Here is a 17248-nt window from a genome sequence, read left to right on the forward strand (position 1 = left end):
GGTAACGACTATCGCGTTACGTTGTGCGCACAAACCGGTTCACCGGGCCCGCGCCGAACTTGAATGAGAAGCAGGCAAATCCGTGGCAACTGCCGAAATCGTATCGTATGAACCCGCAACCGGCGCGGAAGTGTGGCGCGCTCCTGTCGGCGATGTCGACGAGGTGGTCGCCCGCGCCCGCCGCGCCTGGCCGGCCTGGGCAGCGCAGCCTCTTGCAACGCGTATCGAACTGGTTCGCCGCTTTGCCAACGAGGTGCGCAAGGACGCCGACAAGCTGGCGACGATGATCGCGCGCGAGACCGGCAAGCCGATGTGGGAAGCCCGCACCGAGGTCGAGAGTGTCATCAACAAGGTGGAGATTTCGGTCCGCGCCTATGCCGACCGCACTTCGCAGCGCAAGCTCGACTCGGCGATGCAGGGCACGGCGGCGCTGCGCCACAAGCCGCATGGCGTGATGGCCGTTCTGGGCCCCTACAATTTCCCTGCGCATTTGCCCAATGGCCACATCGTGCCGGCGCTGATCGCGGGCAACGCTGTGGTGTTCAAGCCATCGGAAAAGACACCGGCAACCGGCGAGATGCTGGCGCAGTGCTTCCATCGCGCGGGCATTTCCGCTGCCGTGGTGCAGGTTCTGGTCGGCGGCCCGGCCGAGGGCCAGGCGCTGGTGGCGCATGATGGCATCGACGGGGTGCTGTTCACCGGATCGGCCCATGCCGGCATCGCGATCAACCGCAAGCTGGCTTCGAACCCCGGCAAGATGGTCGCGCTCGAGATGGGCGGCAACAACCCGATCGTTGTGTGGGACACGCCCAAGATCGAGGATACCGCGACGATCATCGTCCAGTCCGCCTTTACCAGCGCTGGCCAGCGTTGCACGGCCGGACGCCGCCTGATCATCAAGGCATCGATGTACGACGCGGTGATGAGCCAGGTGAAGCATCTGGCAGACCGCATCATCGTCGGCGCTCCGTTCGACGAGCCAGCGCCATTCATGGGGCCGGTGATCGACAATCGCACCGCCGATGGCCTGACCGAAAGCTTCGTCTACCTCCTGTCTTCAGGTGGACGACCGATCAAGCACATGGTTCGCCTGCAGGAAGGCCTGCCGTTCCTGTCCCCGGCGATCATCGACGTGACCGGCGTGGCCGAGCGGCCCGACGTCGAACTGTTCGGCCCGCTGCTGCAGGTGGTCAAGGTAGACGATTTCGACGAAGCCATCGCCGAAGCCAACAACACCCGCTTCGGGCTTTCGGCTTCGCTGCTGGGCGGCGCACCGGCGGACTACAACCGCTTCTGGGCAAACATCCGGGCGGGCGTGGTCAACTGGAACCGCCCGACCAACGGCGCATCGTCTGCAGCGCCGTTCGGCGGCATCGGGCTTTCGGGCAATCATCGACCGAGCGCCTATTACGCCGCCGATTATTGCGCCTACCCGGTCGCATCGACCGAGATGGACCAGCCGCGCGCCAGCATCGGCGTGGGTCTCAGGAGCGAGTAGCACCACCCGGAGGTGCGGGATCAGGCAACGGCAGCGCCGGATCACGCGGGCCGCCCGGATCGATGGCCAGATTCTTGAGGTTCTGCTGGCTGAGGTCGGGATCGACCATCAGCTGGCCTTGCAGCGCCTCGGCCATGAGCGGGTCGAGCGGTTCGCCATCCTGTTCGACCTGCGGCGAACCGCAGGCCGCCAGCGCGAGGCTCAGCCCGCAAATCATGTGGCGAAACAAGGACATTGCCGGTCCATATCGCGCGCGTGGTTAATAAAAAGGGAGCGCCCCGCATCTTGCGGAGCGCTCCCCTGCCGACCTTTCAGCGCGACCCGAAGGACGGTCAGTAACTGGTCATTTCCGGCTTAGCGGCAGCGCGAACCGCCACGGTCAACTTCGCGGCCGAGCAGTGCGCCACCGGCGGCACCAAGGATCGCACCCAGCGTGCGGTCACCGTAATTGCCGGCGACTTCGCGGCCAAGCAGGGCACCGGCTGCACCACCGATCAGCAGACCGGTCGTGCCGTTGGAGCGACGGCAGTAGTAGCGGCCGTCGTTGCCGCGCCAGACGCGGGTGTTGCGATAGACCGGATCGCCGTAGTAGCCACGATCGTTGCCGCGATAGTAGTTGCGGTCACCACGGCCGTAGTAGCGATCACCCCGGTCATAACCGCGCCAGTCGCGACGGTCGCGGCCATGCTCCCAGCGCTCGCCATCCCAGCCTTCGTTCCACTGCGTGGCGATGGCGGTGCTGGCCTGGGCCTGCGGCAGGACGGCGGCGGTAGCCGGAACGGCATTTGCGACGGTCGAGGCGGCGACAAGGGCCAGTGCGGACTTCTTGAGACTGAACATCGAATTGCTCCTCACTTGGAGAGGACCCGCACCGTTTGGAGTCTGGTCCTGTTGTTTCGTTGGTTCATGTTTACGACTGCCAACCTGAACGGAACGCAACCGCAGCGTCAGATTTGAACTTTGCGGTGAAGCGATTGCGGTTGCCGATGAAACGACGCCTTTGGCGGGGTTGGCCCGGCCGACCATTGCTGGCAGGGACGCTGCATGAACGAATCCAGCACCTTGCGCCGGGGACTCACAGCCGCGCTGGCCGCTTATGTGATGTGGGGCCTGCTCCCGCTCTATTTCCGCGCGCTCCACGCGGTGCCCCCGCTGGAGCTGGTGGGCTGGCGCGTGCTCTTCACCGTGCCGGTGTGCATCGTGATCATCGGCTTCCGCAAGCAATGGCCCGAGGTGCGGGCGGCGCTGGCGAGCCTCCCTGTGCTGGGCCTGCTGGTTTTGAGCGCAGCGCTGATCGGATCGAACTGGCTGATCTTCGTGATTGCCATCAACAACGGCCACGTGCTGGCCACGAGCCTTGGTTACTACATCAATCCGCTGATAAACGTCGTGCTTGGCACTGTCTTCCTTGGCGAGCGGCTGACGCGGGTTCAGTGGCTGGCAGTCGGGCTTGCCGGCGCTGGCATCGCGCTGCTGCTCGGCGGCGCGCTGGACACGCTGGCGGTCGCGCTATCGCTGGCATTCTCATTTGCATTCTACGGCTTCGTGCGGAAGAAGGCGCCGGTCGGCGCCGTGCCGGGATTGACGATCGAGACGTTGCTGCTGGTGCTGCCGGCGGTAGTCATCGTGTGGCTGGGGGCAATCTCGCCCGCCGGTTCAGCTCTGCTCATGGGCGGGCAGGAGACGCCGCTGCTCGTTGCCTCGGGCGTGGCGACGGCAATTCCGCTGCTGCTCTTCGCCGTGGCGGCCAGAAGCATGCCGCTTTCCACGCTGGGCTTCGTCCAGTTTCTGTCACCTACGCTGAGCTTCATCCTCGGGCTGACGGTGTTCGGCGAATCGCTCGATGCCACGCGGCTTGCCTGCTTCGCGCTGATCTGGTCGGCGATCGCGCTATACAGTTGGGACATGCTGAAGCGGGCGCGCCAGCCCTAGGCGAGGCGCCAGCCCAGCGTTTCTCCGGCGTGGAATGGCACGATCTGGGTGCCGTTGCAGTCGATCACTTCGGGTACGGCGACGGGCGCCTTTTCGAGCGTGATCGTGCCTTCGTTGACCGGCATGCGATAGAACTTGGGGCCGTTGAGCGAGGCGAACGCCTCGAAGCGATCAAGTGCGCCCTCCTCGTCGAACACCGTGACGTAGCTTTCAAGCGCGTAAGGCGCGTTGAAGATGCCGGCGCAACCGCAGGCGGTTTCCTTGAGGTGCCTGGCATGCGGCGCGGTGTCGGTGCCGAGGAACACGCGATCACAATTGGACGTGGCGAGCTTGCGCAAGGCGAGCCGGTGCTTCTCGCGCTTGGCAACCGGCAGGCAGAAGGCGTGTGGGCGGATGCCGCCGACGAGCATGGCGTTCCGATTGATGTGGAGGTGCTGCGGCGTGATCGTTGCGGCGACGTTCGGCCCTGCTCCTTCGACGAACTGGGCCGCTTCCTCGGTGGTGATGTGTTCGAAGACGATCCGCAGTCCGGGCATGTCTGCCACAAGGCGCGTCAGCGTGCGTTCGATGAAGACGGCTTCGCGGTCGAAGATGTCTACGTGGCTGTCGGTGACTTCGCCGTGGATCAGCAGCGGCATGCCGATGCGCTGCATGACTTCGAGCACGGGATAGATATTGCGGATGTCGGTGACGCCGTGGGCCGAGCCGGTGGTGGCATGCGCGGGATAGAGCTTGGCCGCGACGAAGACGCCTTCGGCAAAGCCACGTTCGACTTCGGCAGTGTCGGTCGAATCGGTAAGGTAGAGCGTCATCAACGGGGTGAAATCGCTGCCTGCCGGGAGCGCGGAAAGGATCCGTTCGCGGTAGGCGGCGACACCCGCAACGTCGGTCATCGGCGGCGACAGGTTCGGCATGACGATGGCGCGGGCGAACTGGCGCGCCGTATAGGGCGCTACGCCGACGAGTACGTCGCGATCGCGCAGGTGGGTGTGCCAGTCATCGGGGCGGCGGATCGTCAGAGTCGTCGGTGTTGTCGTAGCCATGGGGTTCCCCTTAGCGGCGACGGTGCCTATCTTCCAGTCATGACCCGACTGTATGAGCGCGCCCTGATCCGCCTTTCTCCGCTCGACCCCGGCGAGGATGTTGCCGGCTTTCTGCAAGGGCTTGTCACCAACGATGTGAAAGGCGCGTTGCCGGTGTGGACCGCGCTGCTCAGTCCGCAAGGCAAGGTGCTGTTCGACTTTCTCGTCTGGCCGGACGGAGCTGACAGCCTGCTGATCGATTGCGAGGCAGCCAGTGCCGATGCCCTGGCCAAGCGGCTGACGCTTTACCGCCTGCGGCGCAAGATCGGCATCAGCCGAGTCGAATCACTGGGCGTGTTCTGGGAAGATCATCCGGGTGACGGCGGGGCAAGCGATCCCCGCCTGCGCGCGCTGGGCCAGCGCTGGATTGCGCCCGTCACTGACGCGGACGAAGCGGGAGATGACGCATGGCGCGCTCACCGGCTCAAGCTGGGCGTCGCAGAGGGGCTGGCCGAACTCGGCAACGGCGAGGTGCTCTGGCTCGAATGCAACGCGGTTGACCTCAACGGCGTGAGTTTTACCAAGGGCTGCTATGTCGGCCAGGAAAACACCGCTCGGATGAACTGGCGGCAGAAGGTGAACCGCCGGCTCGTCGTGGTTCCGCTCGAGCAGTCCGATCCGGCGCGACAACGCACGGCCTATCCGGAGCTGGGCCTTGCCGTGGACCATCGCCGGGTCGAGGACATTGCGCCTGGCCTTGCCCCCCAGTGGATGGAGCTTACTGTGCCTGAGTAGCCTGCTGCGCGGCAATGCCTTCGATCAGCATCTGTTCGGCGCGGTCGCGCGCTGCGGTACGCGGCAATTCCAGTCCCTTCGCCAGCGGCCCGCCCATCAGCGCATCGCCCAAGGCCATGAGCGTAAGCGCCAGAGTTGTGCTGCGCTGCGCGTCAGAGCTGTATTCCTCAAGATCGACGACCAGATCGTGAATGGTCTCGACGATCGGATCGAGCGCGTCCTCGTTGCCGGAAAGCAGCATCCAGGAGGCAAGGGCCCCTGCGCCTTCGCGGTCGAAGGCATCGAAGGTGAGGTCCACTACATCACGCGGTTTGCCGATGCCGGAGCGGCTGGCGATCACGGCTTCGCGAATCGTGGCGCAAATCGTTTCGGCAAGGTGTTTGGCCAGTGCCTTCTGGAGGCCGGAGGCCGAGCCGAAATGATGCAGCAGGTTGGCGTGCGTGCGGCCGATTCGCCCCGCGACGGCCTTGAGCGTGACGGCTTGGGGCCCCGCTTCCACAAGCAGCGCACGCGCGGCTTCCAGCGCGGCCATGCGGCTTTCCTCGGGCGGAAGACGCTTCCTTATTGACATCGGTGTAAGCACGCCTAGATTACGGCTCATGACTGCCATGACCCCCACGATCGCCCTAGAGCGCGATACCGCGAACGGCAAGGCTGCGCCCACCCCTTCGGACCTGACGATCACGATACGCGACCGTCGCTTTGGCCGCAACGAGCCGGCTGGCCGCTGGTGGCTGAACGGCGATCCGGTGGCGACGGCGTGGCACAACGCGCTGTCGGGCACCTTCCCGCGGGGCGAGGCGTTCTTCATCGAGGCGGTGAAGGCCCACCGCGAGGGCGTGCCGCCCAAGCTCGAGGCCGAGATCCGGGCCTTCGTGAAACAGGAAATCAACCACACGCGCGAGCATCTCGCCTTTAACCGTCAGGCCGAGAACGCCGGTTACGACATGGCGCGGATCGACAAGCGCGTGGAGGAATTGCTGGCGCTGACAAAGGATCGTCCGGTCATCCTCAACCTCGCGGCGACGATGGCGCTGGAACATTATACCGCGATGATGGCGCATGAGTTTCTGGCGAACCCGGCGCACTTCGCCGGCGCCGAGCAGGAAGCGGCCGACATGTGGCGCTGGCACGCGATCGAGGAGATCGAGCACAAGGGCGTCGCCTATGACACTTGGGCGCACGCCACGCGCAATTGGAGCCGGTGGAAGCGCTGGAAGGTCAAGAGCCTGATGATGGTGGTGGTGACCAAGAACTTCATCACCCACCGCGTCGAGGACACGCTGGACCTGCTGGCGCAGGACGGACTGACCGGCGCGAAGTGGAAGTGGAAGCTGGCGGCTTACCTCCTGTGGAAGCCGGGCGTGATCCGCCGCATCTTCCCGGACTGGCTCAGCTACTTCCTGCCGGGCTTCCACCCGTGGCAGCACGATGATCGCGCGCTGATCGGCAAGGCGGACAGCGAGTTTCCGGATGCGGTGATGCCGCGCTGAAGATCGAAGGGCTCCCCGCGGGGAGCCCTTTTTCGTTGCGGGTCAGGCGGCGCGTCGCATCGGCTCGAAGCCGCCGTCCTCCGGGCCGTCACAATCGACCGGGGCGACCAGATCGATCACGTGGTGAACCGTTGGCGCAGGCTGGGTCCGCGCCGCGCTGTGGCCCAGGCGGATCTCGCCGGTGGGGCGAAAGCCGGCCTTCTCGAGCACTCTTGCCGACGCCGGGTTATCGGCGAAATGGCGGGCATTGACGCGGCGATGGCCCAGCGTACGGCCAAGCGACAGCACGCTGCGCACAGCTTCGGTGGCATATCCCCTGCCCCAGTGGCCCTGCGCGATCCAGTAGCCAAGTTCGGTCTCTCCGGAATCCTCGATCAGGCCGACACTGCCGATCAGCCGGGAGCCATGGCCGCCGGGGAGCGTGACGAAGAAGTGCGGGTGCTTGCCGCCCTGCGGTGCGGCGACGAACGCCTTGGCATCGTCCGGGCCATAGGGCCACGGTGCGCGCGCAAGATGGCGCACGACGGCCTCGTCGTCGATCAGGGCATGGAGTTCGGCCCAGTCCTCCGGCCAGGCAGGCCGCAGGAACAGCCGTTCGCTGCGAATGAACATCTTGTCTCTCCTTCATCGGCCCCTCTGCCGACGCGCAGCTAGTGCGCTGACGTGACAGAGGTATTGCGCCCCGCGCCAGAACGGACAGCCATTGCGTCCGATAGCGAAGGAACGGGTTTGCGTCCGAGGGAGACATGAAAAGAGGGAGATGGGCGGGGCCCTCTCCCTCTATCGGCCAGCTCCTAAGTGCTGGCGGGGCCACCCCATCGGGATGGCCCTTTGAATGACCATCCGGTTATTCAGCCGCTTCGGCCATAATGTCGACCGACACGTACTTGCGACCAAGCTTGCCGGCGTGGAAGCGTACGCGACCTTCGCCGAGCGCGAACAGGGTGTGATCCTTGCCCATGCCGACGTTGGCGCCCGGGTACACGCGGGTACCGCGCTGGCGGATGATGATGTTGCCGCCGACCACTTCCTGGCCGCCGAACTTCTTCACGCCGAGGCGACGACCGGCTGAGTCGCGACCGTTGCGCGAAGAGCCGCCTGCTTTCTTGTGTGCCATCTCAGATTACTCCGAATTCCGTTTGCGCTCAGGCGACCGAGACGATGCGCAGCAGGGTCATCTGCTGGCGGTGACCGTTGCGGCGACGATAGTTGTGGCGACGGCGCTTCTTGAACACGATCACCTTTTCCGACTTCGCCTGGGCGATGATCTCTGCCGAAACAGTGATCTTCGCGGCGTCAGCCAGCGAATCGCCTTCACCGGCGAGAAGCACTTCACCCAGCGTGATCTTGTCGCCGGCTTCGCCTGCCAGCTTCTCGACCGCGATCTTGTCTCCGGCGGCGACCCGATACTGCTTGCCGCCCGTGCGCACGATTGCGAACATCGTTCTGTGTATCCGTTCCAAAAGCCCGGTTGCCCTGGGCGATTCCAAATGAGGCGCCCAACGCCTGCGAATCGCTGACTGAGGGCAACATACCGTTACCCCGCTGGATGCAGGGCACCGGAAAGAAGGGCGCGGATAGTCAAACCCGGGGCCTCTGTCAATGCCCGCATTCAACGTAGATGGGCAGCTTCGCGCCCAAAATCCGGCCACTTGGCGCAGCGCCTCCAACCAAGGCTGGCGAGCGCGCGCGTCCATGCTATGGCGACCATCATGGCCCACCACAAGACTTCGATCGCCTTCCTTACCGCGCTTGGCGCTGCAACCCTGCTGGGCGGCTGCGCCGACCGCGACAAGTTTCCGTCGCTCGCCCGCAGGCCTGCCGAAGACGTCTATCGCGCCGCGCGCACGACGCCCCCTGCCCCACCACCGCCGGCCGTGCTTACCCGGGGAATCGAGGCAAAGCTCGCCGGGCTGCTGGGCGATGCGCGCGAGGCACACCGGGCTTTCGAGGCTGCGCGCCCTACAGCAAGCCGCGCCGCCGCTGCCGCCCGCGGCGCTGCCAAGGGCACCGAGAACTGGTCGGTCGCTTCGGTGGCCATTGCCAAGCTTGAAGCGGCCCGATCGCGCGTGGGCCTGCCCCTGGCCGAACTCGACCGCATGGAAGCAGAAGCAAGCAACCGCGCGGTCGATGGGTCGGACGCGGATTTCAAGGCGGTGATGGCAACGCGCCAGCAAGTCGAGGCAATCGCCGCGGGCGAGACCGAGGTCATCGATTCGCTGCTGTCCCAGCTTGGCAGGTAAGGCAAAGGGCGCAGCGCCCGAGCGCCGCGCCCTTGCAGAACATCGCGAAGCCTTAAGCCAGACCTAGCGAACCGTCGCGACGATGATCGCGATGGCTAGGCCCCACACGGCAATCAGTACGGGCAGGATCAGCACCTGCGCCATGGCCGAGCCGGCATCGAGCTTGCCCGACAGGGTCTGGATGCCCCTCCTGCGAAAGTCGTACCAGCCGAGAGCATCGGGGTGGCGATCGGCGCCGAGCCGGGTCCAGACAGCGGGGATGCCGAAGGCGCAGGCGATGAACATCACGAAGATGACCATCGGAATGGCCAGTTCACTGTTGCCGAAGATCGAGGCCATCATGGCGATGAAGGCGAGATAGCCGCCGGCCGATACGGCGTAGAGCCCGCCCGGCAGGCCGAAGTTGCGATCGACGACGGTATGGTGTGGTTGCTCAACGATATCGGCGACATGCTCGATATGGTCGGCGGCGATGTGCATGCTCATGGACTGGGCTCCTTTTGCTGGAGCCTTCTTGCGCCTGTCGCGGACGCCATTCCTTGACGCGAATCAATTGTTGCCGATCAGGCGCGCCAGCGGGAAATGTCCTCGTGATCCTCCGGGCGGGGCTCGATCCAGCGCCAGCCCGAAGCCGTCTTCTCGCGCTTCCAGAACCACGATTCGCTCTTGAGGTGGTCCATCGCGAAATCGGCAGCAGCGAAAGCATCGCGGCGATGCCGTGCCGCTGCGGCAACAAGCACGATGGCATCGCCGGGCATCATCACGCCGCTGCGATGGACGATCAGCAGCCCCTCCAGCGGCCAGCGCTTTTCGGTGACGCGGGCGAGCTCTTGCATGCCGGGAAGCGTCATCGGTTCGTAGTGCTGAAGCTCCAGCGCCTCGACGCCGCCCGAGTCGCGAACCTGCCCGAGGAAGGTGACGATCCCTCCGGCGTATTGCTGGCGCGCGTTGAACGCGGCGATCTCGGCAGCCGGGTCAAACGCATCGAGCGAAAGACGGACGTCAGCCACCGCTCACCGGGGGAAGGAAGGCCAGTTCGTCGCCCTGGGCCAGCACGATGCCGCCGACATCGGTAAGCAGGCGGCCGTTAAGCGCCATGCGCACCTTTTCGCCCAGCAACTGCACGGCAAGTGCCGGATCAAGTCTGGCAAGGACCTGTTCGACAGGCCCCGGCTCAACCGGCAGTTCCGCCGCACCGGCGGCGTCTTCGAGCCTGCCCATGAATACCAGCCTTGCCATGACTCAGCCGCCGGTCGTCGACATGTGGCGCGACACGGCGGGCGCGCTGCCGGGCTTGTCGATCACGAAGGAATGGCGCTCCTGCTTCTCGCCCATGGCGCGGGCGAAGCATTCGGACAGGGCGCCATCGGGATCTTCGGAGCGAAGCGCGGCACGCAGGTCCACCCGTCCTTCACCGCCAAGGCACATGTAGAGCTGGCCGGTAGCGGTGACGCGGACGCGGTTGCAACCGGCGCAGAAATTGCCGGTGAGCGGGGTGATGAAGCCGAGGCGACCGCCGGTTTCGGCGATATCGACATAGCGGGCGGGACCGCCGGAACGCGCATCGCTGTCGGTCAGTGTCCAGCGCTGTTCGAGATTGCGGCGAACGGCGTCGAGCGGCAGGTAGTGGTCGAAGCGATCGCCCTCGATCTCGCCCAATGGCATGACCTCGATCAGCGTCATGTCGTGCCCTGCGCAATGCGCCCATTCGATCAGCGAGGGGATTTCCGCCTCGTTGAGGTCCTTGAGCGCGACGGCGTTGATCTTTACCTTCAGACCGGCGACCTTTGCAGCAGCAATGCCTTCGAGCACTTGTGGCAGCATGTCGCGGCGGGAGAGCTTGGCAAAGGCCTCACGATCGAGCGTATCGAGCGAGACGTTGATGCGCTTGACGCCGGCGGCGGCAAGGTCATCGGCGAACTCTGTCAGCCGCGTGCCATTCGTCGTCAGCGTCAGCTCATCGAGCCCGTCACCGAGCTTGCGGCCCAGCGCGCGGACAAGTTCCATCATGTCACGCCGGACCAGCGGTTCACCCCCTGTCAGGCGGATCTTGCGCACGCCGCGGGCGATGAAGTGGAGCGAGAGACGGTGCAGTTCCTCGAGGCTGAGGACTTCGGCCTTGGGCAGGAACTCCATGCGTTCGGGCATGCAGTATGCGCAGCGCAGGTCGCAGCGATCGGTCACCGACAAGCGCAGGTAGGTGATCCGCCGGGCGAATCTGTCGATCAAAGGCGCGGGCGCTGTCACTTCTCGAGATATACGAAGTCGCGCGCGTAAGATTCAAGGGCCGCGCCCGCATCGACAAACAAAGTCTGTCCGGTGACCGACTTTGCGGTGGCAAGATAATGCACGGCGTCGGCAATCTCGTCGGCGCCTGGCAGGCGCTTCAACGGCATGATGTCTTCAAGCCGCCGCCATTGTTCCGCATCGTAATCGGCAGTGGGGAGGATCAGGCCCGGGGCCACGCCATTGACGCGCACCCGGGGTGCCATGGCGCGGGCCATGGTGCGGACTGAGGCGTGGAGCGCCTGCTTCGAAAGCGTGTAGCTGATCTGGTCCGGCACGGGATTGATCACGCGCTGGTCAAGAATGTTGACGACGGAGCCGCCACGGTCACCCAGGGCCTCGGCAAAGGCGCGGGTGAGCAGCAGCGGCGCGAAGAGGTTCACGCGGAAATGCTGCTCGAGCGCTTCAGACGTGATCGTCTCGGCGCGATCATCGTGGAACAGCGAGGCGCAGTTGACCAGCAGGTCGGGCGAGCGGCCGGCCAGCGCGGTTACCTCGGAAAGCAGGCTCGGCGGGTAGGCAGGATCCTCAAGATCGCCCGATACCGGATGGATCGCAGCACCGAGCCATTCGAGCTGCGCCTTGAATTCGGCATCGAAAGTGGAGGCGCGGTGCGCGTGCAAGGCCAAGTCCCAGCCCTCGCCCGCGAGCTTGCGGGCAATCGCGCCGCCGATCCGGCGCCAACCGCCGGTGACGAGCGCGAGGGGGCGCTGGCTCAAGCCTTGCGCTCGCGCTTCAGCGTGATCCCGATTTCCTCGCCGTTCTCGCTGATCGCCAGCTTCACGATCTTCACTTCCACCCACTGAATCCGATCATCCTGCAACATCAGCGTTTCGATGATGTGGTCTGCCACGGCTTCGATCAGCTTGAAATGCACCCCCTCGGGCAGGCCTTCGGTGGCTGCGAACTTGAGGTCCATGTAATTCTTGCTGGCGGCAAGCGGGCAATCGGCGGTGTAGCGATCCTGATGCTTGAGACCGACCCGCATGGTGATGCGCAGCGGCTGCGGGCGGCCGGTCTCCTCCGAATAGATCCCGGTGAGGACATCGGTTTCGAGATTGGCGACTTCGAGGATCAGGCTGTCTGACATGGGATGGGCTCTTTGGCACCGGCGCGGACCCAAGTCCATTGCGCCGGGTGGGATTCAGCTTTTCCAGCGGGCGAAGATGGCGGTGGGCAGGTGGCGTCCGCCCTCGCCCTGTTCGCGAATGCACAGGTCGCCGTGCTCGATCGTGCCGGGCAGATCCTTCAGCGCCTCTGCCAGAAGTCCGGCAATTGCGAGCGAGGACATGCGCACGGCATAAACGGTGAGGAAGAGGAAGCGGCTGTCTGCATCAAGCAGTTGCGCGCAGTCGTTGATGAGGCCGGGCAGGCTTTCCTCTAGCCGCCAGACTTCCCCATCGGGACCGCGGCCGAACTTGGGCGGATCGAGGATGATGCCATCGTAGCGACGGCCACGGCGGACTTCGCGGGCGGTGAACTTTGCGGCGTCGTCGACGATCCAGCGCACCGGACGGTCCGTCATGCCCGAAAGTTGTGCGTTTGCGCGGGCCTGGGCAACCGATTTCTTCGAGGCGTCGACATGGGTTACCGGGCCGTATTCCGACAGCGCCAGCGTGCCGACCCCGGTGTAGCCGAACAGGTTCAGCGTTTGCGCATCGGGCTTGCCGGCAAGCCGCTCACCCATCCAGTCCCACACCGGAGCCATGTCCGGGAAGAACCCGAGATGGCGGAAGGGCGTGCACGAAGCGGTGAAGCGGACATCGTTCCAGCCAAGCTCCCAGCCTTCGCGCGGGAGCGGACGGTCGAACTGCCAGCGCCCGCCGCCGTCCTCGTCGGAGCCGGGGACGAACTCGGCGTCGGCGCGCCAGTCGGAGTTACGCGGCGTCCACATCGCCTGCGGTTCAGGGCGGACGAAGCGGTGCGGGCCATATTGCTCCAGCTTCCGTCCGTGGCCGGAATCGAGCAGGGCAAAGTCTGCCCAGCCCTCTCCCACGATCAACTTGGGCTGGAGATCGAGATCAGCCATGCTTCGGCGTCGCGCGCTCGGCCACGTAGGCGGCGACAGCATCGTATTCGCCGGCGAGGCGGTCATAGCGCTCCTCGCGCTCAAACAGGTCACCCACGCGCGAAGGCAGGCCGGGGCGGACGCCGGTGGCGCGCTCTACCGCGTCGACGAACTTTGCCGGATGCGCGGTGGCCAGCGTGACGATGGGGATGCCGGCAGGGATACCCTGAGCGACCCGAGCGGCATGGAGGCCGATCGCAGTGTGCGGGTCCAGCACTTCGCCACAGGCCTCGTAGGCCCAGCGCATGGCATTGGCCATCTGCCCGGCATCTGCGCTTTCGGACGTGAACAGCTCGGCTGCCGATTTGCGCTGCGCGTTGGTCAGCCGCATCGCCTTCGTGGCTTCGAAGTGCTTCATCTGCCCGGCGAGCGCGGCGCCATCGCGGCCACAGCCATCGAACAGCAGACGCTCGAAGTTCGAGGATACCTGGATGTCCATCGACGGGGCGGCAGTCGGCGTGACGGTGCTGGCGGAATAATCGCCGCTCGACAGCGCGCGGTGCAGGATGTCGTTGACGTTGGTGGCGACGATCAGCCGCTCGATCGGCAGGCCCATTTGGGCTGCGACGTATCCGGCGAAGACATCGCCGAAGTTGCCGGTCGGCACCGAGAAAGCGACCTTGCGTTGCGGCGCGCCGAGTTGGAGCGCGGCGTAGAAGTAGTAGACCACCTGCGCCATCAGACGCGCCCAGTTGATCGAGTTCACTGCAGCGATGCCGAAGCGGCTGGTCATCGCGGCATCGTTGAACATGCGCTTCACCATCGCCTGGGCATCATCGAAGCTGCCGTCGATGGCAATGTTATGCACGTTGGGCGCGATGACCGTGGTCATCTGGCGGCGCTGCACGTCCGACACGCGGCCGTGCGGGTGGAGCATGAAGATATCCACCTTGGCGCGACCGGCAACCGCGTCGATGGCGGCAGAGCCGGTGTCGCCCGAGGTGGCGCCAACGATGGTGATGTGGTCGTCGCCGCGCGCAAGGAATTCCTCGAACAGCAGGCCGAGCAACTGCAGCGCCACGTCCTTGAACGCAAGCGTGGGGCCGTGGAACAGTTCGAGCACCCACTGCGTCTCGTCGAGCTGCTTGAGCGGAACGACGGCGGCATGGGCGAAGCGGCCATAGGCCTGCTCGCACAGTTCCAGCAGGCGCTCGGGGCTGAGGCAATCGCCGACGAACGGCTGCATGATGGTCTGCGCGAGCTTGGCGTAAGGGAGCCCGGCCATCGCTGCGATCTCGTCCGCACTGAACTGCGGCCAGGTTTCGGGCACGTAGAGGCCCCCGTCCGAAGCGAGGCCTGCGAGCGTGACGCCCTGGAAATCGAGCGAGGGTGCCTGCCCCCGGGTGCTGACGTACTTCATGGGTCTGGCCGGTTAGCGGCCATGACCGCAAAGGGCAAGGATTCTGGCGTCAGCCGCGTTCGCGCCAGCGCTTGCGCAGGGCAAGGCCATAGATCACCAGCGCGACACCAGCGAAGAAGAACCACTGCACGGCATAGGCGAGGTGGTTGTTGGGGATGTCGTTGGGATCGGGGCGCGAACTCGCCGCGAAGCCGGGTGCCGGCGGACTGGCGATGAGGCGCGCAGTTCCATCGATATAGGGTGCGATCAGTCCGCTGACCTTGCCTCCGGCCCAGTCTGGGTGCTGCGGACCTTGTGTCCACCCCGCCTGCACCCAGGCGTTGCCTCCGCCGGGCAGCGCGCAATTCGCGAGATGGACGTAGCCCGCCTCGCCCTTGTCATTACGGCCCGAGATCGAGTTCCATTGACCACTGATCGACTGGCAATCGAGCGACGCGCGGCGAAACAAGACGGCCTCGACGGCAGCCTGCTTTGCTGCGGGGAACGGCACTTCCGCCGGGTCCCGGATCGCCGCCGCATAGTGCGCCAGCAGGTTCTGCTTCCACTGCAGCCGCTCAAGCTGCCAGACGCCGAGGCCGATCATGGTCAGCACGGCGGCGATCACGATCACGGTGGAAACGATCGGCACGCGCCGCATCACAGAAGACCTTCCTTTTCGAGTCGCGCCATCAGCACGGTTGCCTTGGCGTAGCGCAGGGCCACGGTAACGACAGTGGGCACCAGCGCTCCCCACAGGCCGATCAGCGCCCAGACCGGCAACTGCACGAGGTCATCCAGCTTCAGCGCAGCGAGAACCAGCAGGATCGTGACCGGCAGGACCACGAGATACATGCCCCGCCCGCGCGGCTCGTAGCGTTCGAATTCCAGCCCGCATGCAGGGCAGCGGTCAGCGAGCGCGGCGAGCCCCGCCCACAGCCCCTTGGCGCCACAGCGCGGGCACAAACCGAAAAGGGCAGCCTGGGTAATCCCCGGCTGCCCCTTCGTATTCTGGCTGTCGCCAGACGGCATCAGTGGATCTTGTAGCCCCAGCCGCCCCACACATAGATGGCGACGAACAGGAACAGCCACACCACGTCGACGAAGTGCCAGTACCATGCGGCCGCTTCGAAGCCGAAGTGCTGGCGCGGGGTGAAGTGGCCCTTGTAGGCGCGGATCAGGCAGACGACGAGGAACACGGTGCCGACGATCACGTGGAAGCCGTGGAAGCCGGTCGCCATGTAGAACGCCGAGCCATAGGTGTTGGTGCCGAAGGCGAACGGAGCGTGAGCGTACTCGTAAGCCTGGATCATCGAGAACACGGCGCCGAGAATGATCGTTGCCCACAGGCCCTTCTTCAGGCCTTCGCGGTCACCGTGGATCAGGGCGTGGTGCGCCCAGGTCAGCGTGGTGCCCGAGCAAAGCAGGATCAGCGTGTTGAGCAGCGGCAGGTCGAACGGGTCCATGACCGCTTCGATCGCCTTTGGCGGCCACTGGCCACCGACCACTTCGGCAAGCGTCGAGGGGAACAGCGAGAAGTCGAAGAAGGCCCAGAACCAGCCGACGAAGAACATCACTTCCGAAGCGATGAACAGGATCATGCCATAGCGCTGGTGGAGCTGCACGACAGGCGTGTGATCGCCGGCGTGGGCTTCCTTGATGATCTTGCCGAACCACGAGAAGAACGTGACGATCACGCCCAGCAGGCCTGCGAAGAACACGGCATGGCCACCGGCCATCTTGTGCATGTAGAGCACGCCGCCGCTGGTCATGGTCAGGGCCGAGACGGCGCCGACGAAGGGCCACACGTCGGGCGGAAGGATATGATAATCGTGGTTCTTTGCGCCGGCCATGATCGCCTCAATTCCCCCAGTCAGTCTGGTCGTAATGGCTAGCCCGCAGCAGCACGCTCCGGGCGCAGTTCACTTGGGCCTTTATCGCCGTGCTTGCGCGCGGTCCAGAGGCTTTTCCACCTTGGGCAATTCCGGCCTCAACGCCCGCCGCGCTGGCGTGAAGCCACGCTTTCAGGGGTTTCGTTGAAGGTGTAGCTCAAGGTTATCTCTTCAATGTTGTTCGCGCCGGGATCGTCGAGAATCGCCGGATCCACGTAATAGATCACCGGCATGCGCACGTCCTGGCCGGGCATGAGCTTCTGCTCGGTGAAGCAGAAGCACTGGATCTTGTTGAAGTACTTGCCAGCCTGCTCTGGCGAGACATTGAAGATCGCAGAGCCGGTGATCGGATGATCGGAATTGTTGCGCGCTTCGAACGTCGCGATCTTGCGCTCGCCAATGCGCAGGTCCTGGCTGACCTGCTGCGGCTTGAACGCCCATGGCAGGCCCGGAGCGACATTGGCATCGAAGCGGACGCGGATCATCTTGCCCGCAACCTTGACTCCGGCAGCTGCCGTTGCGTCAGCGCGCTGGGTCGTGCCGCCGTAGCCGGTCACCTGGCAGAACAGACGGTAGAGCGGGACCGAGGCATAGCCGAGGCCCAGCATGGTGAGCGCGCCGGCAGCAGCGTACAAGCCGACCCGGCGATTGCGCCGCGGATCGGGAACGACCTGCGTCGCCAT

24 protein-coding genes are annotated in these 17248 nt (G+C 65.1%); 5 read left to right on the forward strand and 19 right to left on the reverse strand.

The window, feature by feature from the left end:
- Positions 1 to 82 precede the first annotated feature (82 nt).
- On the forward strand, positions 83 to 1498 hold the full coding sequence (gene astD, locus B9A23_RS11470; protein WP_084279114.1) for a succinylglutamate-semialdehyde dehydrogenase: 1416 nt from the start codon (positions 83 to 85) through the stop codon (positions 1496 to 1498).
- Here the strand turns inward: astD and B9A23_RS11475 are convergent.
- On the reverse strand, positions 1485 to 1733 hold the full coding sequence (locus B9A23_RS11475; protein ID WP_139797431.1) for a hypothetical protein: 249 nt from the start codon (positions 1731 to 1733) through the stop codon (positions 1485 to 1487). The two genes, astD and B9A23_RS11475, sit on opposite strands and share 14 nt — an antisense overlap.
- A 119-nt stretch (positions 1734 to 1852) precedes the next feature.
- Positions 1853 to 2338 (reverse strand): glycine zipper 2TM domain-containing protein, encoded by a 486-nt coding sequence (locus tag B9A23_RS11480; RefSeq protein WP_084279119.1) that lies wholly within the window; start codon positions 2336 to 2338, stop codon positions 1853 to 1855.
- A 204-nt stretch (positions 2339 to 2542) separates the two neighbouring features.
- Between B9A23_RS11480 and rarD the strand changes: the two genes are divergently transcribed.
- Positions 2543 to 3430, forward strand: a complete 888-nt coding sequence (gene rarD / locus B9A23_RS11485; RefSeq protein ID WP_084279121.1) for an EamA family transporter RarD — start codon at positions 2543 to 2545, stop codon at positions 3428 to 3430.
- On the opposite strand, the gene pyrC is transcribed toward rarD, so the two are convergent.
- Positions 3427 to 4473: a dihydroorotase gene (pyrC, locus tag B9A23_RS11490; protein WP_084279122.1), complete on the reverse strand. Its 1047-nt coding sequence runs from the start codon at positions 4471 to 4473 to the stop codon at positions 3427 to 3429. The genes rarD and pyrC overlap by 4 nt on opposite strands.
- 39 nt (positions 4474 to 4512) lie before the next feature.
- On the opposite strand from pyrC, the gene B9A23_RS11495 reads away from it, so the two are divergent.
- Complete coding sequence (locus tag B9A23_RS11495) at positions 4513 to 5247, forward strand: CAF17-like 4Fe-4S cluster assembly/insertion protein YgfZ (RefSeq protein ID WP_084279124.1); 735 nt, start codon at positions 4513 to 4515, stop codon at positions 5245 to 5247.
- Here B9A23_RS11495 and B9A23_RS11500 read toward each other — a convergent pair.
- Entirely contained in the window at positions 5231 to 5818 is a 588-nt protein-coding gene (locus B9A23_RS11500) for a TetR/AcrR family transcriptional regulator (RefSeq protein WP_084279127.1), read from the reverse strand. The genes B9A23_RS11495 and B9A23_RS11500 overlap by 17 nt on opposite strands.
- 37 nt (positions 5819 to 5855) lie before the next feature.
- On the opposite strand from B9A23_RS11500, the gene B9A23_RS11505 reads away from it, so the two are divergent.
- The gene (locus B9A23_RS11505; protein ID WP_084279245.1) at positions 5856 to 6740 is read left to right on the forward strand and encodes a metal-dependent hydrolase; all 885 of its coding nucleotides are present in this window, start codon (positions 5856 to 5858) and stop codon (positions 6738 to 6740) included.
- Positions 6741 to 6782: 42 nt separating this feature from the next.
- Here B9A23_RS11505 and B9A23_RS11510 read toward each other — a convergent pair whose 3' ends face one another.
- The 3 genes from B9A23_RS11510 to rplU form a co-directional block, all read right to left on the reverse strand.
- The gene (locus tag B9A23_RS11510) at positions 6783 to 7352 is read right to left on the reverse strand and encodes a GNAT family N-acetyltransferase (protein ID WP_084279128.1); all 570 of its coding nucleotides are present in this window, start codon (positions 7350 to 7352) and stop codon (positions 6783 to 6785) included.
- Between the two features lie 235 nt (positions 7353 to 7587).
- Entirely contained in the window at positions 7588 to 7857 is a 270-nt protein-coding gene (gene rpmA, locus B9A23_RS11515) for a 50S ribosomal protein L27 (RefSeq protein WP_084279130.1), read from the reverse strand.
- Positions 7858 to 7885: 28 nt separating this feature from the next.
- On the reverse strand, positions 7886 to 8182 hold the full coding sequence (gene rplU, locus B9A23_RS11520; RefSeq protein WP_084279133.1) for a 50S ribosomal protein L21: 297 nt from the start codon (positions 8180 to 8182) through the stop codon (positions 7886 to 7888).
- Positions 8183 to 8452: 270 nt separating this feature from the next.
- Between rplU and B9A23_RS11525 the strand changes: the two genes are divergently transcribed.
- Entirely contained in the window at positions 8453 to 8983 is a 531-nt protein-coding gene (locus B9A23_RS11525; protein WP_139797432.1) for a hypothetical protein, read from the forward strand.
- A gap of 63 nt (positions 8984 to 9046) precedes the next feature.
- Here the strand turns inward: B9A23_RS11525 and B9A23_RS11530 are convergent, their stop codons facing one another.
- From B9A23_RS11530 to B9A23_RS11585, 12 genes are all read right to left on the reverse strand, one after another.
- Positions 9047 to 9469: a hypothetical protein gene (locus B9A23_RS11530; protein ID WP_084279139.1), complete on the reverse strand. Its 423-nt coding sequence runs from the start codon at positions 9467 to 9469 to the stop codon at positions 9047 to 9049.
- Between the two features lie 77 nt (positions 9470 to 9546).
- Positions 9547 to 9993, reverse strand: a complete 447-nt coding sequence (locus B9A23_RS11535; protein WP_084279141.1) for a molybdenum cofactor biosynthesis protein MoaE — start codon at positions 9991 to 9993, stop codon at positions 9547 to 9549.
- The gene (locus tag B9A23_RS11540; RefSeq protein ID WP_084279143.1) at positions 9986 to 10222 is read right to left on the reverse strand and encodes a MoaD/ThiS family protein; all 237 of its coding nucleotides are present in this window, start codon (positions 10220 to 10222) and stop codon (positions 9986 to 9988) included. Before B9A23_RS11540 ends, B9A23_RS11535 begins: the two co-directional genes overlap by 8 nt.
- 3 nt (positions 10223 to 10225) lie before the next feature.
- A complete protein-coding gene (gene moaA, locus B9A23_RS11545) occupies positions 10226 to 11230 on the reverse strand; it encodes a GTP 3',8-cyclase MoaA (protein WP_084279146.1) in 1005 nt (334 codons plus the stop codon).
- A complete protein-coding gene (locus B9A23_RS11550; RefSeq protein WP_084279150.1) occupies positions 11227 to 11988 on the reverse strand; it encodes an SDR family oxidoreductase in 762 nt (253 codons plus the stop codon). Before B9A23_RS11550 ends, moaA begins: the two co-directional genes overlap by 4 nt.
- A complete protein-coding gene (locus B9A23_RS11555; protein WP_084279153.1) occupies positions 11985 to 12359 on the reverse strand; it encodes a dihydroneopterin aldolase in 375 nt (124 codons plus the stop codon). The genes B9A23_RS11550 and B9A23_RS11555 overlap by 4 nt, the downstream gene beginning before the upstream one ends.
- A gap of 54 nt (positions 12360 to 12413) precedes the next feature.
- Positions 12414 to 13298: a class I SAM-dependent methyltransferase gene (locus B9A23_RS11560; RefSeq protein ID WP_084279154.1), complete on the reverse strand. Its 885-nt coding sequence runs from the start codon at positions 13296 to 13298 to the stop codon at positions 12414 to 12416.
- Positions 13291 to 14697: a threonine synthase gene (thrC, locus tag B9A23_RS11565; RefSeq protein ID WP_084279155.1), complete on the reverse strand. Its 1407-nt coding sequence runs from the start codon at positions 14695 to 14697 to the stop codon at positions 13291 to 13293. Before thrC ends, B9A23_RS11560 begins: the two co-directional genes overlap by 8 nt.
- Positions 14698 to 14746: 49 nt before the next feature.
- Positions 14747 to 15334, reverse strand: coding sequence for an SURF1 family protein (locus B9A23_RS11570; RefSeq protein ID WP_084279158.1), 588 nt, complete (start codon positions 15332 to 15334; stop codon positions 14747 to 14749).
- Positions 15334 to 15705 (reverse strand): DUF983 domain-containing protein, encoded by a 372-nt coding sequence (locus B9A23_RS11575; RefSeq protein ID WP_139797433.1) that lies wholly within the window; start codon positions 15703 to 15705, stop codon positions 15334 to 15336. Before B9A23_RS11575 ends, B9A23_RS11570 begins: the two co-directional genes overlap by 1 nt.
- Positions 15705 to 16526: a cytochrome c oxidase subunit 3 gene (locus B9A23_RS11580; RefSeq protein WP_084279160.1), complete on the reverse strand. Its 822-nt coding sequence runs from the start codon at positions 16524 to 16526 to the stop codon at positions 15705 to 15707. The genes B9A23_RS11575 and B9A23_RS11580 overlap by 1 nt, the downstream gene beginning before the upstream one ends.
- A gap of 137 nt (positions 16527 to 16663) precedes the next feature.
- A complete protein-coding gene (locus B9A23_RS11585) occupies positions 16664 to 17248 on the reverse strand; it encodes a cytochrome c oxidase assembly protein (protein WP_084279163.1) in 585 nt (194 codons plus the stop codon).

Source organism: Novosphingobium sp. B1 (assembly GCF_900176395.1).
Classification (GTDB): Bacteria; Pseudomonadota; Alphaproteobacteria; order Sphingomonadales; family Sphingomonadaceae; genus Novosphingobium.

Bases quoted from the DNA above. Each gene is read 5' to 3' on its own strand.
- B9A23_RS11555 (WP_084279153.1), bottom strand. From the start codon at position 12,359: ATGTCAGACAGCCTGATCCTCGAAGTCGCCAATCTCGAAACCGATGTC.
- B9A23_RS11575 (WP_139797433.1), bottom strand. From the start codon at position 15,705: ATGCCGTCTGGCGACAGCCAGAATACGAAGGGGCAGCCGGGGATTACC.
- B9A23_RS11495 (WP_084279124.1), top strand. From the start codon at position 4,513: ATGACCCGACTGTATGAGCGCGCCCTGATCCGCCTTTCTCCGCTCGAC.
- B9A23_RS11585 (WP_084279163.1), bottom strand. From the start codon at position 17,248: ATGGCGACGCAGGTCGTTCCCGATCCGCGGCGCAATCGCCGGGTCGGC.
- B9A23_RS11560 (WP_084279154.1), bottom strand. From the start codon at position 13,298: ATGGCTGATCTCGATCTCCAGCCCAAGTTGATCGTGGGAGAGGGCTGG.
- B9A23_RS11540 (WP_084279143.1), bottom strand. From the start codon at position 10,222: ATGGCAAGGCTGGTATTCATGGGCAGGCTCGAAGACGCCGCCGGTGCG.
- rarD (WP_084279121.1), top strand. From the start codon at position 2,543: ATGAACGAATCCAGCACCTTGCGCCGGGGACTCACAGCCGCGCTGGCC.
- B9A23_RS11480 (WP_084279119.1), bottom strand. From the start codon at position 2,338: ATGTTCAGTCTCAAGAAGTCCGCACTGGCCCTTGTCGCCGCCTCGACC.
- B9A23_RS11525 (WP_139797432.1), top strand. From the start codon at position 8,453: ATGGCCCACCACAAGACTTCGATCGCCTTCCTTACCGCGCTTGGCGCT.
- thrC (WP_084279155.1), bottom strand. From the start codon at position 14,697: ATGAAGTACGTCAGCACCCGGGGGCAGGCACCCTCGCTCGATTTCCAG.
- B9A23_RS11500 (WP_084279127.1), bottom strand. From the start codon at position 5,818: ATGTCAATAAGGAAGCGTCTTCCGCCCGAGGAAAGCCGCATGGCCGCG.
- B9A23_RS11580 (WP_084279160.1), bottom strand. From the start codon at position 16,526: ATGGCCGGCGCAAAGAACCACGATTATCATATCCTTCCGCCCGACGTG.
- rplU (WP_084279133.1), bottom strand. From the start codon at position 8,182: ATGTTCGCAATCGTGCGCACGGGCGGCAAGCAGTATCGGGTCGCCGCC.
- B9A23_RS11475 (WP_139797431.1), bottom strand. From the start codon at position 1,733: ATGTCCTTGTTTCGCCACATGATTTGCGGGCTGAGCCTCGCGCTGGCG.
- B9A23_RS11530 (WP_084279139.1), bottom strand. From the start codon at position 9,469: ATGAGCATGCACATCGCCGCCGACCATATCGAGCATGTCGCCGATATC.
- B9A23_RS11505 (WP_084279245.1), top strand. From the start codon at position 5,856: ATGACCCCCACGATCGCCCTAGAGCGCGATACCGCGAACGGCAAGGCT.
- pyrC (WP_084279122.1), bottom strand. From the start codon at position 4,473: ATGGCTACGACAACACCGACGACTCTGACGATCCGCCGCCCCGATGAC.
- rpmA (WP_084279130.1), bottom strand. From the start codon at position 7,857: ATGGCACACAAGAAAGCAGGCGGCTCTTCGCGCAACGGTCGCGACTCA.
- B9A23_RS11510 (WP_084279128.1), bottom strand. From the start codon at position 7,352: ATGTTCATTCGCAGCGAACGGCTGTTCCTGCGGCCTGCCTGGCCGGAG.
- B9A23_RS11570 (WP_084279158.1), bottom strand. From the start codon at position 15,334: ATGCGGCGCGTGCCGATCGTTTCCACCGTGATCGTGATCGCCGCCGTG.